This is a genomic window from Pseudomonas sp. LB3P14 (assembly GCF_054898045.1).
Genome location: NZ_CM142714.1, coordinates 5,057,664 through 5,070,753, shown reverse-complemented (window position 1 = coordinate 5,070,753; position 13,090 = coordinate 5,057,664). Strand labels below are relative to the sequence as shown.

13 protein-coding genes are annotated in these 13,090 nt (G+C 60.8%); 4 read left to right on the top strand and 9 right to left on the bottom strand.

Going from position 1 to position 13,090, the window contains the following annotated elements; all coding sequences use genetic code 11:
- Positions 1–108 precede the first annotated feature (108 nt).
- Positions 109–528, top strand: a complete 420-nt coding sequence (locus ACYZT5_RS23200; RefSeq protein ID WP_462047566.1) for an acyl-CoA thioesterase — start codon at positions 109–111, stop codon at positions 526–528.
- A 69-nt stretch (positions 529–597) separates the two neighbouring features.
- On the opposite strand, the gene ACYZT5_RS23195 is transcribed toward ACYZT5_RS23200, so the two are convergent.
- The 4 genes from ACYZT5_RS23195 to ACYZT5_RS23180 all read right to left on the bottom strand — a co-directional run bounded on the left by ACYZT5_RS23195 (position 598) and on the right by ACYZT5_RS23180 (position 5,581).
- Complete coding sequence (locus ACYZT5_RS23195; protein WP_462047565.1) at positions 598–1,077, bottom strand: glycine zipper domain-containing protein; 480 nt, start codon at positions 1,075–1,077, stop codon at positions 598–600.
- A gap of 324 nt (positions 1,078–1,401) precedes the next feature.
- Positions 1,402–3,750 (bottom strand): FdhF/YdeP family oxidoreductase, encoded by a 2,349-nt coding sequence (locus tag ACYZT5_RS23190; RefSeq protein WP_462047564.1) that lies wholly within the window; start codon positions 3,748–3,750, stop codon positions 1,402–1,404.
- Positions 3,747–4,601, bottom strand: a complete 855-nt coding sequence (fdhD, locus tag ACYZT5_RS23185) for a formate dehydrogenase accessory sulfurtransferase FdhD (protein WP_462047563.1) — start codon at positions 4,599–4,601, stop codon at positions 3,747–3,749. The genes ACYZT5_RS23190 and fdhD overlap by 4 nt, the downstream gene beginning before the upstream one ends.
- 92 nt (positions 4,602–4,693) lie before the next feature.
- A complete protein-coding gene (locus ACYZT5_RS23180; protein WP_462047562.1) occupies positions 4,694–5,581 on the bottom strand; it encodes a LysR family transcriptional regulator in 888 nt (295 codons plus the stop codon).
- Positions 5,582–5,718: 137 nt separating this feature from the next.
- On the opposite strand from ACYZT5_RS23180, the gene lysM reads away from it, so the two are divergent.
- Positions 5,719–6,168, top strand: coding sequence for a peptidoglycan-binding protein LysM (lysM, locus tag ACYZT5_RS23175; RefSeq protein ID WP_462047561.1), 450 nt, complete (start codon positions 5,719–5,721; stop codon positions 6,166–6,168).
- A gap of 145 nt (positions 6,169–6,313) precedes the next feature.
- Here the strand turns inward: lysM and yrfG are convergent, their stop codons facing one another.
- The gene (gene yrfG / locus ACYZT5_RS23170) at positions 6,314–6,976 is read right to left on the bottom strand and encodes a GMP/IMP nucleotidase (protein ID WP_076029028.1); all 663 of its coding nucleotides are present in this window, start codon (positions 6,974–6,976) and stop codon (positions 6,314–6,316) included.
- Positions 6,977–7,223: 247 nt separating this feature from the next.
- On the opposite strand from yrfG, the gene nudE reads away from it, so the two are divergent.
- Positions 7,224–7,790: an ADP compounds hydrolase NudE gene (gene nudE / locus ACYZT5_RS23165; protein WP_033058385.1), complete on the top strand. Its 567-nt coding sequence runs from the start codon at positions 7,224–7,226 to the stop codon at positions 7,788–7,790.
- Positions 7,787–8,614 carry a 3'(2'),5'-bisphosphate nucleotidase CysQ gene (gene cysQ / locus ACYZT5_RS23160; RefSeq protein WP_462047560.1) on the top strand — a complete coding sequence of 276 codons (828 nt, stop codon included), beginning with the start codon at positions 7,787–7,789 and terminating at the stop codon, positions 8,612–8,614. The genes nudE and cysQ overlap by 4 nt, the downstream gene beginning before the upstream one ends.
- Positions 8,615–8,729: 115 nt before the next feature.
- Here cysQ and ACYZT5_RS23155 read toward each other — a convergent pair whose 3' ends face one another.
- The 4 genes from ACYZT5_RS23155 to rfbC all read right to left on the bottom strand — a co-directional run bounded on the left by ACYZT5_RS23155 (position 8,730) and on the right by rfbC (position 13,044).
- A complete protein-coding gene (locus ACYZT5_RS23155; RefSeq protein WP_462047559.1) occupies positions 8,730–9,185 on the bottom strand; it encodes a thioesterase domain-containing protein in 456 nt (151 codons plus the stop codon).
- Positions 9,186–9,225: 40 nt separating this feature from the next.
- Positions 9,226–10,620 (bottom strand): sigma-54-dependent transcriptional regulator, encoded by a 1,395-nt coding sequence (locus ACYZT5_RS23150; RefSeq protein WP_462047558.1) that lies wholly within the window; start codon positions 10,618–10,620, stop codon positions 9,226–9,228.
- Positions 10,617–12,425, bottom strand: a complete 1,809-nt coding sequence (locus tag ACYZT5_RS23145) for a sensor histidine kinase (protein ID WP_462047557.1) — start codon at positions 12,423–12,425, stop codon at positions 10,617–10,619. Before ACYZT5_RS23145 ends, ACYZT5_RS23150 begins: the two co-directional genes overlap by 4 nt.
- Positions 12,426–12,498: 73 nt before the next feature.
- Positions 12,499–13,044, bottom strand: coding sequence for a dTDP-4-dehydrorhamnose 3,5-epimerase (gene rfbC / locus ACYZT5_RS23140; protein ID WP_134419556.1), 546 nt, complete (start codon positions 13,042–13,044; stop codon positions 12,499–12,501).
- Positions 13,045–13,090: the final 46 nt, after the last annotated feature.

The window sequence follows — 13,090 nt, the reverse complement described above, 5'->3', positions numbered from 1 at the left end:
GTGGGAATGCAGCCCGGGACGCTCTGCGTCCCAACTGCGGACGCAGAGCGTCCATTGAGGCATTCCCACGCAGAGCGTAGGAACGATCTTTCGAAACGGGAAGCTCCCATGAATCAACGCACCGACTACCCTCACTTCCAACCCATCACCACCCGCTGGCACGACAACGACGCTTATGGTCACGTCAACAACGTCACTTACTACAGCTTCTTCGACACGACGGTGAACACCTACCTGATCGAAGTCGGCAGTCTGGATATCCATGACGGTGAAGTGGTGGGCTTTGTGGTGAGTTCGGCTTGCGATTACTTTGCCTCCATTGCCTTCCCCGATCGGATCGAGATCGGTTTGCGGGTGGGCAAGTTGGGCAACAGTTCGGTGCAATACGAGCTGGCAGTGTTCAAGGCCGGGGAAGACGAAGCCTGCGCGGCGGGGCGCTTCGTGCATGTGTTTGTGGATCGGGCGTCGAATCAGCCGGTGGCGATTCCTGTCGGGTTGCGCGGGGCGTTGGAGCGATTGGTAGTTTGACAGGCAAAAAAAATCGCAGCCCGATGGCTGCGATTTTTTGATCTATCGGTAAACGAGGGGATTCAAGCCTCAGTCGCGATAGCGATGTTTATGCTTGCGATGGCCGTAGTGGTGGCCGCGATCATGGTGGCCATCACGGTAGTAGCGGCGATCGCCGCGGCCGCCGCGACGATCATTATCGTCGTCATCGCTCTTGTTGCCCATGTAGTTACCCAGCGCGCCACCGGCGCCGCCGCCTGCTGCGGAGCCGATCAGGCTGCCGGTGGTGCCGCCCATGCTGCGGCCGACCACGTTACCGCCTGCTGCGCCCAACGCACCGCCAATGGCTGCTTCGCCACGGCTGCGTTTGTCTGCGCCAACAGCACTACCACCCGCGCCGCCCAGGGCTGCGCCAATGGTGGAACCTGTATTGCCGCCTAATGACTGACCGACGACCGAGCCCAGAACCCCGCCCAATGCGCCGCCCACACCTGCTTCGGTGGTGCCGCCGGCAGAAGCGATGCCACTGACCAGGCCAAGGGACAACAAGAGAATCGAGGAGAACTTCATTAGAGGAACCTCAAGGGGATGACGGCGCGATCCTGAGGCTGTGTCATGGTTGTGACAATCGAAATCCGACGAGTAACACGACTTCACCACATTTCTATAAGTTGCTGTTTTTTAGGTGGAACTTAAGGGTTTTTCGCCGGTCTTTAGCTACTTCGGATAGGCCGTTTTAATGCAAAAACGGCCTTTTTTGTGGGCGTTTGGACAGTGTCCCAATGATCGTTCCCACGCGCAGCAAAGGAATGCAGCCCGGGACGCTCTGCGTCCCAAAGCGGACGCAGAGCGTCCATTGAGGCATTCCCACGCAGAGCGTGGGAACGATCAGGGTCAGGCCGATTTGGCGATGATGAGCTGGCTCTCACTCGCCGCTTCCAACCGGATCGCCACAAACTTCGACGTCGGTGTATGGCTGCCATCCCCTATGCTTTCCAGCGGCACCAGCGGATTCACTTCCGGATAGTAAGCCGCCGCTTGCCCGGCAGGAATATCAAACGCCAGCAGCGTAAAGCCTTTTACCCGACGCTCACGGCCATCATCCCAGATCGAAACGATGTCAGCCTTTTGCCCCGGCTTGAACCCCAGGCGAATGATGTCGGCTTCATTGACGAACAACACATCACGCTGACCTTTCACTCCGCGATAGCGGTCATCGAGCCCATAAATCGTGGTGTTGTACTGATCGTGAGAGCGCATCGACTGCATGATCAGGTCCGGCAATACGCCAGTGGCGCGAGTGCGTTCGTGCACCAGATCTTTGGGCAGGATGTTCGGACGGAAATTGGCGCGCCCCGACGGCGTGTTCCAGCGTCGCGCGCCGGCGCTGTTGCCCAGGTGGAAACCACCCGGGTTTTTGAGCCTCTCGTTGAAGTCGCGAAAGCCCGGGATGGTCTCGGCGATCAGGTCGCGGATGCGGTTGTAATCGGCCACCAGCCAGTTCCAGTCCACCGGTTTGCTGCCCACGGTCGCGGCGGCGATGCCGGCAATGATCGACGGCTCTGAGCGCATCTGGTTCGACAGCGGCTGCAACTGGCCGTTGGAGGCGTGAACCATGCTGAACGAGTCTTCGACGGTCACCGCTTGCGGGCCTTCGGTCTGGATATCGATGTCGGTGCGGCCCAGGCACGGCAGGATCAGCGCGTCTTTACCGTGAGCCAAATGGCTGCGGTTGAGCTTGGTGCTGATTTGCACGGTCAGGTCGCAGTTGCTCAGGGCCTGGAAAGTCCGTGGGCTGTCCGGGGTGGCTTGGGCGAAGTTGCCGCCCAGCCCGATAAAGACTTTCGCCCGACCGTCGGCCATGGCATGAATCGCCTCGACCACGTTGTGGCCGTTTTCGCGTGGCACCTTGAACTGGAAGCGGCGCTCCAGGGAATCGAGGAACGCCACCGGCGGACGCTCGTTGATGCCCATGGTCCGATCGCCTTGCACGTTACTGTGGCCACGCACTGGGCACAGACCCGCGCCCGGCCGGCCGATGTTGCCGCGCAGCAGCATCAGGTTGGCGATTTCCTGGATGGTCTGCACCGAATGGCGATGCTGGGTGATGCCCATGGCCCAACACATGATGACGTTCTTGCTTTTGGCGTACATGCGCGCCGCTTGCTCGATCTCCACCAGCGGCAGGCCGGACTGCTCGACGATCTGTTCCCACGGGGTATCGTCGATGGCGGCAAGATAGTCCAGCACGTTGACGCTGTGTTCATTGAGGAAGTCGTGATCGAACACCGCTTCAGCGCCAGTCTTCTGCGCCTCGCGCTCCCATTGCAGCAGGAATTTCGCCATGCCGCGCAGGATCGCCATGTCGCCACCGAGGGCCGGACGGAAGAACGCGGTGTTGGTCGGTTTGTCGCCGTTGGTGAGCATTTCGAACGGGTGCTGCGGATGCTGGAAGCGTTCCAGACCGCGCTCCTTGAGCGGGTTGATGCATACCACTTGAGCGCCGCGTTTCACCGCTTCGCGCAACGGTTCGAGCATCCGAGGGTGGTTGGTGCCCGGGTTCTGGCCCCAGACGAAAATCGCATCAGCGTGCTCGAAGTCGTCGAAGGTTACCGTGCCTTTGCCGACGCCGACACTTTGCGCCATGGCCACACCGCTGGCCTCGTGGCACATGTTCGAGCAGTCGGGGAAGTTGTTGGTGCCGTAGGCGCGCACGAACAATTGATACAGGTACGCCGCTTCGTTGCTGGCGCGGCCCGAGGTGTAGAACTCGGCCTGATCCGGGCTCGACAGGCCGCGCAGATGCTTGGCGATCAGGGTGAAGGCATCATCCCAGCTGATGGGTTGGTAGCGATCGGTTTCGGCGTTGTAGCTCATCGGCTCGGTCAGGCGGCCCTGATATTCAAGCCAGTAGTCGCTCTGTTCCAGCAGCGAGCTGACGCTGTGCCTGGCGAAGAACGCACCGTCGACACGGCGTTTGGTCGCTTCCCAGTTCACCGCTTTGGCGCCGTTCTCGCAGAACATGACCATGCCCTTTTCCGGAGAATCGCCCCAGGCGCAACCGGGGCAGTCGAAGCCGCCGTTCTGGTTGGTCTTGAGCATTATGCGGAGGTTTTTCAGCGCGTTATCGCTGGTCAACCAGGCCTGGGCGACGCTGATCAGCGCGCCCCAGCCACCGGCTGGGCCTTTGTAGGGCTTGTAGCGGGGGACGGGTTTCTGGTCGGCTTGACGATGTTGACTCACGCTTGGTTCTCCGTCGCAGGGCTGTAGACCCGCGGCGCACTTTTCTGCGGCAGGTGGATAAGATTGAGGTTGTGACGACGGGCCCATTGCACGGCAAGGCCCGTGGGGGACGACAGGCTGACGAGGGTCTGGATGCCGGCGCGCAACACTTTCTGGATCAATTCGAGGCTGCAACGGCTGGTGACAATCACCAGCCCGCCGGTAGTCGGGATCTTCTGCCGGATCAGCCCACCGATCAGCTTGTCGAGGGCGTTGTGTCGGCCGATGTCTTCGCGACCCAGCAGTAATTGGCCCTGACTGTTCATAAACACGGCTGCGTGCACCGCGCCGGAGTACTGGCCAAGCGGCTGGAACGCACCGATGCGCTGACGCAAACCATCGAGCCATTCGGCGGGCGGCAAGGGTGCGCCGGGCAAGACCTTGAGGTCTGGCAACGCCTGTTCCACCGCTTCCACACCGCAAAGCCCGCAACCGCTGGTGCCAGCCATTTGCCGACGTTGCTGCTTGAGGTTCCAGAAGGCGCGGTTGGTGATGGTCACTTGCGCGTACTGCGACGACCCCGAGCCGCTGAGTTGCAGGTCATAAATGTCGCAAGCGTCTTCGATGATGCCGCTACCGAGGCTGAAACCGACGATGAAGTCTTCCAGATCCGTCGGCGTCACCAGCATCACAGCCTGGCTGATGCCGTTATAGGCAATCGCCAACGCAACTTCCTCGGCCAGCGCCGTGCTGTCCGATTCGGCGCTTTGCGTTTCGGTGTGGCGAAGATCGCAGTAACTGTAGGTCTGGCTGGCAGCGGGCGCTGGCGTTTCGAGGGCAGGCGCCGCGCAGGCAGGGCGCTTGGCGTTCATGGCATCACCGACGGTTTGATTAGCTTTAAGCCTAGGCGTGTCAACTTGTCGCGTCTAATCGCTAATACTGATCTACCGATAGATGGCGTCGATCAAGAGCTCGGCAGCGATTGCTGAAGTATCGCGAAACAGGCTTCCGCGAGCGCCGAACGCGGGGCGCTTCGACGCATGATCAGCCCCAGCCGGGAGAGGGTTTGGGCGTTTTCAATGGGGTGCAGGCGCAAATGATCGGTGAGGCTTTCGAGGCCACCCTCCAAAGGCATCACTGCGCAGCAGAATCCGCCGTGCACCGCTTGTAACAATTGGTGGACGGCATCGGTCTGCAACAAGGGTTGTGGGGTGAGGCCGCGGCTGTGGAAGTTGTGGTCGATGGACTGCCGGAAATGCATGCCGCTGGTAAGCATGCCCAGCGGCAGTTCGATCAGCGATTCCCAGCTCAGCGGCGCCTCGCCGAAACTGAAGAAGCGCTGATCGTAGAGCAGACCCATGCGGGTTTCGCTGAACGCCAGGGAATCGAAGCGTTCGCCGTCCAGTCGCTCCAGGTACGACACGCCCAGATCCAGGCGATTGTTCGCCAGTTGTTCGAGGATCTGTTCGGAACTCAGTGCTGAGAGTTCGAAGCGCAGGTTCGGGTGCTCGGCGTGCAGGCGTTGCATCAGCGGCAGCGGATCGAAGCTCGACAGTGGCACCACACCCAGACGCAACGTACCGACTAGATTGCCGCGACAGGCAGCCGCTTCGGCCTGCAAGCCGTCGCAGGCCGCCAGCACGGTGCGCGCCCAAGCCAGCACCCGTTCACCCGGTGCGGTGAAACCCTCGAAGCGCTGACCACGATTGACCAGTGGCAACTCGAGTTCTTCTTCGAGGCTGCGCAGGCGCATGGACAGGGTCGGTTGGGTGATGTGACAACGTGCGGCGGCCTGGCCGAAATGCCGGGTTTCGTCGAGGGCGATGAGGAATTTCAGTTGCTTGATGTCCATCTTCGCTCCAGGGCGCGGTGTAGGCGGGGATTCTAGCGCTTGCACCGGATCAACGTCATTGGTCGGGTTGAAACCGGGGTTCTCAGGCTTGGTCTAGTCTTTTGCGTCTGGACACCTAACCCCATGGAGAGCACACGATGAGCCTTTTCAGTTTTTTAAAAGAAGCCGGTGAAAAAATCCTCGATGCGCTGACGCCGGACAAGGCCGAAGCCAATAGTGAAGCGTTGACCAAGCACGTGAGGGATGCGCTGACGGGAATCGACACTTCCAAAATTCAGGTAAAAGTCGAAGGCGATAAAGTCATCGCCACAGGTGAAGCGGCGAGCCAGGAAGAGAAAGAAAAAATCCTGCTGGCTTTGGGCAACGTCGCGGGGGTCAGCGGTGTTGACGATCAGATCACCGTGACCGGGCCGGTGGCTACGGCGGCCAAGTTTGTCGTGGTCGAGAAGGGCGACACACTCAGTGCCATTTCCAAGCGCGTGTATGGCGATCCCAACAAGTATCAAAAGATCTTCGAGGCGAACAAACCGATGCTGAAGGATCCGAACAAGATCTATCCGGGTCAGTCGTTGCGGATTCCTGAGTAACACTCAAGACCGCGTTTGATCGTTCCCATGCTCCGCGTGGGAATGCCTCAACGGACGCTCTGCGTTCGGCTCTGGATGGGACGCAGAGCGTCCCGGGCTGCATTCCCACGCGGAGCATGGGAACGATCAGGGCTCTAGACTCGGTCTAGAGCCCTGCGATGAGCTCCCGATAATCCCCCACCGCCGCAAACTCCGCCGTGTCCTTCGGCCCTTTGCGGCTGTCCGGTTCACTCACGGCCAACAAATGCGCCACACCAAAATTCCGCGCGCTACGCAGGATCGGCAAGGTGTCGTCGATAAACAGACTGCGCGCCGGATCAAAGCCGATGTCCGCCTGCAGGGCATCCCAAAATTGCGGGTTTTCCTTGGCGAAACCGTAATCATGCGAGCTGATCAATCGCTCGAAGTACGGCGCGAGTTCGATTCTTTCCAGCTTCAATGACAGCGAATCGCGGTGTGCATTGGTGATCAGCACCACGCGCTTGCCGGCCTGTTTGATCGCCGCCAGAAAAGTGTCCGCATCCGGACGCAGGGCAATCAAATGCGCGGTTTCCAGTTTCAGTTCGCGCACCGGCAGTTTGAGCTCGGCGCTCCAGAAATCCAGGCAATACCATTGCAACTGGCCGGCGTTGCGCTCGAACAGCGGCTGCAATTCCATCTCGGCCATGGCCCGGCTCACCCCGTGCAACTCGGCGTAACGCTGGGGCAGGTGCTCCATCCAGAAATGGTTGTCGTAGTGCAGGTCCAGCAGCGTACCGTCCATATCCAACAGAACGGTGTCGATGTCGCGCCAGGGCAGCAGGGACATAAATAACTTCTCCAGCGGTAAAAAAGATATCCGAGGTAAACAATCAGGATAGGCCGGGTAAAGGCTGGTTTGAAAGCGTCGCGAGCGAAGGGAGTGCAAGGAAAAAACAGGCGAGGACGGGCCGGGGTCGCGCTCGACTTTACGAGCTGTAAATGACCCGTCCGAGCCTGTTTTTGACGCAGCAATCCCGAGCGCAGCAGCTTTCAATCAGCCTGTATAGTAACGCGTTCACGCCAAGGAGCTTCTTATGCGCCAGAAACCCACCATCCTCGCCCGCGAGATTGTCGCCACCAGCCGTTTGTTCTGCGTCGAAGAGCTGAAGTTGCGCTTTTCCAATGGCGTGGAGCGCACGTATGAGCGACTGGTGGGCAAGGGCGCCGGTTATGGCGCGGTGATGATCGTGGCGATGCTGGATGCGGACCACGCGGTGCTGGTTGAAGAGTATTGCGGCGGCACCGATGAATACGAGTTGTCCTTGCCCAAAGGCTTGATCGAGCCGGGCGAAGACGTGCTGGCGGCAGCCGAACGGGAACTCAAGGAAGAGGCCGGGTATGGCGCGCGGCAACTGGAGCATCTGACGGAGTTGTCGTTGTCGCCCGGTTACATGAGCCAGAAGATCCAGGTGGTATTGGCCACTGATCTGTACGAAGAAAGCCTTGAAGGCGATGAGCCCGAGCCAATGGGCGTGGATAAAATCAACCTGCGTGAGTTGTCGGCCCTGGCCCAGAACCCACGATTCACTGAGGGCCGTGCGTTGGCAGCGCTTTATCTGGCCCGTGATCTGCTGACTCAGCGTGGAGTGTTCCAGCCATGAATTTCCCCCATCCGTTAATGGCGCCTGTTGTTGAACTGGCGCTGAAAGCCGGTGAAGCGATTCTGCCGTTTTGGCGTGCCAACGTCGCCGTGACTGCAAAATCCGATGACTCTCCGGTGACGGCCGCCGACATGGCCGCTCACCATGTGATCCTGGCCGGGCTGACGGCGCTGGACCCGAGCATCCCGGTGCTGTCCGAAGAAGACGCCAACATTCCCCAGAGTGTGCGCGCCGGGTGGCGGCGTTGGTGGCTTGTCGACCCGCTGGACGGGACCAAGGAGTTCATTTCCGGTAGCGAAGAATTCACCGTCAACATCGCGCTGATCGAGCAGGGGCGAGTGGTGTTTGGCGTGGTGTCGATGCCGACCAACGGGCGCTTCTACGTCGGTGGTGCTGGCTTGGGCGCGTGGCGTGGCGATAAAGGCGCGGAGCCTTTGCCAATTCAGGTGCGCGACGTGCCAGCGGCGGGCGAGGCATTTACCGTGGTTGCCAGTCGTCGGCATTCAAGTCCTGAGCAGGAGCGCTTGCTGGCCGGGTTGAGTGACAGTCTGGGTGAGCTGCAATTGGCCAATATCGGCAGTTCGTTGAAGTTTTGTTTGCTGGCGCAAGGGACGGCGGATTGTTATCCGCGGTTGGCGCCGACTTCGCAGTGGGACACGGCCGCTGCGCAAGGCGTGCTGGAAGGGGCTGGCGGTGAGGTGCTGGATTTGAGCGGTGCGCCGTTTTGTTATCCGGCGCGGGAATCGTTGTTGAATGAGTTTTTTGTGGCGCTACCGGCGAAGGCGGCTTGGCGCGAAAAACTGCTGGAACTCGCCCGTGGCTAAGATCGTTCCCACGCTCTGAGTGGGAATGCAGCCCGTGACGCTCCGCGTCACTGGACGCAGAGCGTCCCTAGAGGCATTACCACGCAGACGGTTCGACGCCTCGACGTGGGAACGATCACCGGTGGAGGACGTACTGTCCGGTAAACGTCACCGCATCCTCCTCACTCCCCACATTCACAATCCTCGAATGCAACGTCAACCGCGCCCTCCCATACCGCTCATACATCGCCAAAAACTTCTTCCACACCGCCGCACTCGGCGCCTGGCAAATCGCTGTCGCATCCATGGTAACCGGCAACGGATAGCTGATATGCCCTTCATGAATCACGATGTGCCCGCCTTTAACCCCTTCTTCACGCAATCGCAAATGCAGCCAGCCCCAACCCGCCAGCACCGCGCCGCAATACAGACTGCCGCCGAACATGGTGCTCTTGTGGTTGACGTTGGCCTCCAGCGGCAAGTGCAGGCGCAGTTGCTGATCGTGCCAGTCGAGCACCTTGAGGCCCATGTCCCGCGTAAGGGGAATGTCGCGATGGAGGACTGATTCCAGGTGACGACTGTCGCGGTTCATGCAGGGGTCTCTTGTATGAAGATGATGATTTGACGGTAGCTCAATCGAGTTCGTCGGTGTGGCTGCTGGCACCACCGTCGGCGAAGTTCAACCCGTGCTTGCGCAGTTTGTCGTGCAAGGTTTTGCGCGGGATACCGAGGGCTTCGGCGAGGCTGCGCACGGAGCTGTGAGAGCGCGCCAGTTCGGCGGCGATCAGGCTCTTCTCGAAGTTTTCCACTTGCTCGCTGAGACCGCCGCTGACCACTTCGACCGTCATGCCGGCAGCGCCCTGCGGCGCGCTGTTGTCCAGCGCCAGTTCCAGGCCCAGGGCAAAGCGTTCGGCGGCGTTTTGCAGTTCGCGCACGTTGCCCGGCCAGGTGTGGCGCAGCAGCAGGGCGCGTTGTCCCGGTTGCAACTCGTGGGGTGGCAGACCGTGTCGAGTGCTGGCTTCGTCGGCGAAATGCTGGAACAGCATCAGCGCATCTTCGCCGCGCTCGCGCAGCGGAGGAATACGCAGCGGTGCGACGTTCAGGCGGTAATACAAGTCGGCACGGAAGCGGCCCTGATCGGCGGATTGACGCAGGTCTTCCTTGGTCGCAGCGATGATGCGGATGTCCAGCGGGATCAGCTGATTGCCACCCAAACGCTCGACGACGCGCTCCTGCAGCAAGCGCAGCAATTTCACCTGTACATCCAGGCTCATGCTTTCGATTTCATCGAGGAACAACGTGCCGCCATTGGCGAATTCGAACTTGCCGATGCGACGCTTTTGCGCGCCGGTAAAGGCGCCTGGCTCGTGACCGAACAGTTCGCTTTCTACCACCGACTCGGCCAGGGCGCCGGCATTGATCGCCACGAACGGACCGTTACGACGGCTCGACAGGTCGTGCAATGCACGTGCGACCACTTCTTTACCCGCACCGGTTTCACCCAGGATCAGCACATCGGCCTTGGTTGCCGCCAATGCACCGATCTGCTCGCGCAGGCGCAGCATTGGTGCCGATTGCCCGACCAGTCGGGTACTCAGTTCATTGCGATCGCTCAGGGCCAGACGCAGGCTGCGGTTGTCCAGCACCAGCCGGCGCAAGGCCAGGGCGCGGCGCACACTGTCGAGCAGGGCGTCGCTGGCGAAGGGTTTTTCCAGAAAGTCATAAGCCCCGGCGCGCATTGCTTGCACGGCCAGCGGCACATCGCCGTGACCGGTAATCAACAGCACTGGCAGCTCCGGGTCCTGGGCATGCAGATCGGTCAGCAGTTCGAGACCGTCCATGCCCGGCATGCGGATGTCACTGACCACCACGCCGGGCCAGTCGCGCTCCAGTTGCGCGGCCAGGCCCTTGGCTTCGGCCAGTGGCAGAATTTTCAGGCCGGCGAGGTCCAGGGTCTGGCTCAAGGCCTGACGCAGGTGCGGATCGTCGTCGATCAGCACGACCTGGATGCGGTTGTCGATGGTCATGCACTTCGGTCCTCGGACGGTTGCAGGCTCACACCCGGTGCGCCTGCACGCAGCTTCAGGGTAATCAGGGCGCCGCCTTCCTTGTGGTTGACGAACGACAGTTCACCACCGAAGGCACGCATCAGGGTTTCGCAAATCGCCAGCCCCAGACCCAGCCCCTGAGTGCGGGTCTTGGTGGTGTAGAAAGGCTCGCTGGCACGACCAAGGGCTTCCATGCAAAACCCGGGGCCATTGTCGCGAATGTACAGATTGACGCCGTCGGCGGTGGATTGGGCACTCAACCAGAGCTTACGCGGCGGGCCCTTTTCCGTCAGGGCGTCCAGGGCGTTCGCCAGCAAATTGCCGAGCACCTGACGCAGACGGGTTTCCCCGGCCTCGACCCACAGGGTGGCGGCCGGCAAATCGCGGATCAGTTCGACCTCCATGCCGCGCCGACGCTTGGCCAGCAGCGCCAGCGCGTCGTCCAGCGCCGGTTGCAGGGCGACGCTTTCCGGGGCGTGGCGATCGCGCCGGGCGAAGGCGCGCAGGTGGGCGATGATTGACGCCATTCGCCCGGTCAATTCGCTGATCAGCTTGAGGTTGCCACGGGCATCGTCGGTGCGCTGATGATCGAGCAGCACTTCGGCGTTTTCTGCGTAGCTGCGGATCGCCGCCAGCGGTTGATTCAACTCGTGGCTGATGCTCGCCGACATGGTGCCAAGGGCCGACAGTTTGCCGGCCTGCACCAGATCATCCTGAGCACGAACCAGCTCTTGCTGGGCCTGTTCGCGCTCCAGCACTTCCTGTTTCAATCGACGGTTGAGCCCTTCGAGGTCGCTGGTCCGCTCGGCTACCCGGCCTTCCAGTTCACGACGGGCCTTGGCTTCGAAGGCGATCCGTTCGAGGTAATGCCGGCGGCGCTGCATCATCAGACCGAGCAACAACATCAACACCAACAGCGTCGCGCCACCGATGGCGACGACCGTGCGCACCGGGCGATCGATCAAGGTGCGTGGAGCGAGGATGCTGGCGTTCCAGCCGGTTTCCGCGATTGGCTGGGTCTGTGTCAGCCAGGCGCTGGGGTTGAGTTCCAACGGTTTCGGATCGCGGGTCGGATAGGGTTGAATCGCCGTAATAGCCTTGCGTTCTTCTTCGCCCAACAGGCGGGTCGAGCGGAATCGCCACTCGGGCCGCGACGTGAGAATGACCACGCCGTTATGGTCAGTCAGCAGCAGTTGTTCCGGGGTTTTGCCCCAGAGGCTTTCGGTATGGTCCAGGTCGACCTTGACCACCAGCACACCGATGATCTTTTCGCCGTCACGCACGGCGGCGGCGAAGAAATAGCCGCGCTTTGCCGATGTCGTTCCCAAACCGAAAAAACGCCCAAGCCGCCCGGCCATGGCTTCGCTGAAATATGGCCGGAAGGAAAAATTACGCCCGACGAAACTGTCGTGTTTGTCCCAATTGGACGCGGCCAGGGTCTTGCCCGTAGTGTCCATCAGGTACATGACTTCAGCGCCGGTCTGGGCGCTGATGTTTTTCAACAAACGGTTGGCGTTGCCCTGAGTGACGCCATCGTCGGGCGCGCCGAGGACCGCTCGTAGGGCCGGCAGATCGCCGAGGATCTGCGGCAACACTTCATAACGGTGCAGGGTGCCCAGCAGGTTGGCGACGTAAAGGTCGAGCGTCTGACGGTTCTGCCCGGCCAGTTCGCTGCGGTAATAACGCTCGGCCAGATGCTCCAGCGGCCACAGCAACGGCGCCAGGCACAGCGCAAGCAGTGCCAGGCTGCGCCAGCGGGGTCTGCGGGGGAGGGTCGGAGTCATGAGCATCGAGCGCCTGTGGGTACAGGCGCATTATGCCTAGGCTTGCGGGCGCAGTCTGCGCACCATGGGTGTTTCAGGAAAAGACGTCAGCGTCCTTGAAGAACGCCGCAGCCTGATCTTTGCCAGACAGTTGCGGTGCTTCGTCCAGTTGCCAATCAATGGCCAGGTCCGGGTCGTCCCAGCGAATGCTGCGCTCGGCGGACGGGGTGTAGTAGTCGGTGGTTTTGTAGAGGAATTCGGCGAACTCGCTCAGCACCACGAAACCGTGGGCGAAACCCTCCGGGACCCAGAGCTGGCGATGGTTCTCGGCGGACAGGCGCACGGCCACCCATTTGCCGAAATGTGGCGAGCTGCGGCGAATGTCCACGGCAACGTCGAGTACTTCACCGACTGTGACGCGAACCAGTTTGCCCTGAGTGTTTTCCAGTTGGTAATGCAGGCCGCGCAGCACACCTTTTTGCGAGCGGGAATGGTTGTCTTGAACGAAATTCGTCTCCAGGCCCGTCGCTTCTTTGAAAGACTTGGCATTGAAGCTTTCATAGAAGAAACCGCGCTCGTCACCAAATACCTTGGGTTCGATGATCAGAACACCGGGCAGGTCGGTGGTGACTACTTTCATGGTCTTTCTCCAGCAATAGACGTTGATGGGCGACATTCTTGCGCAA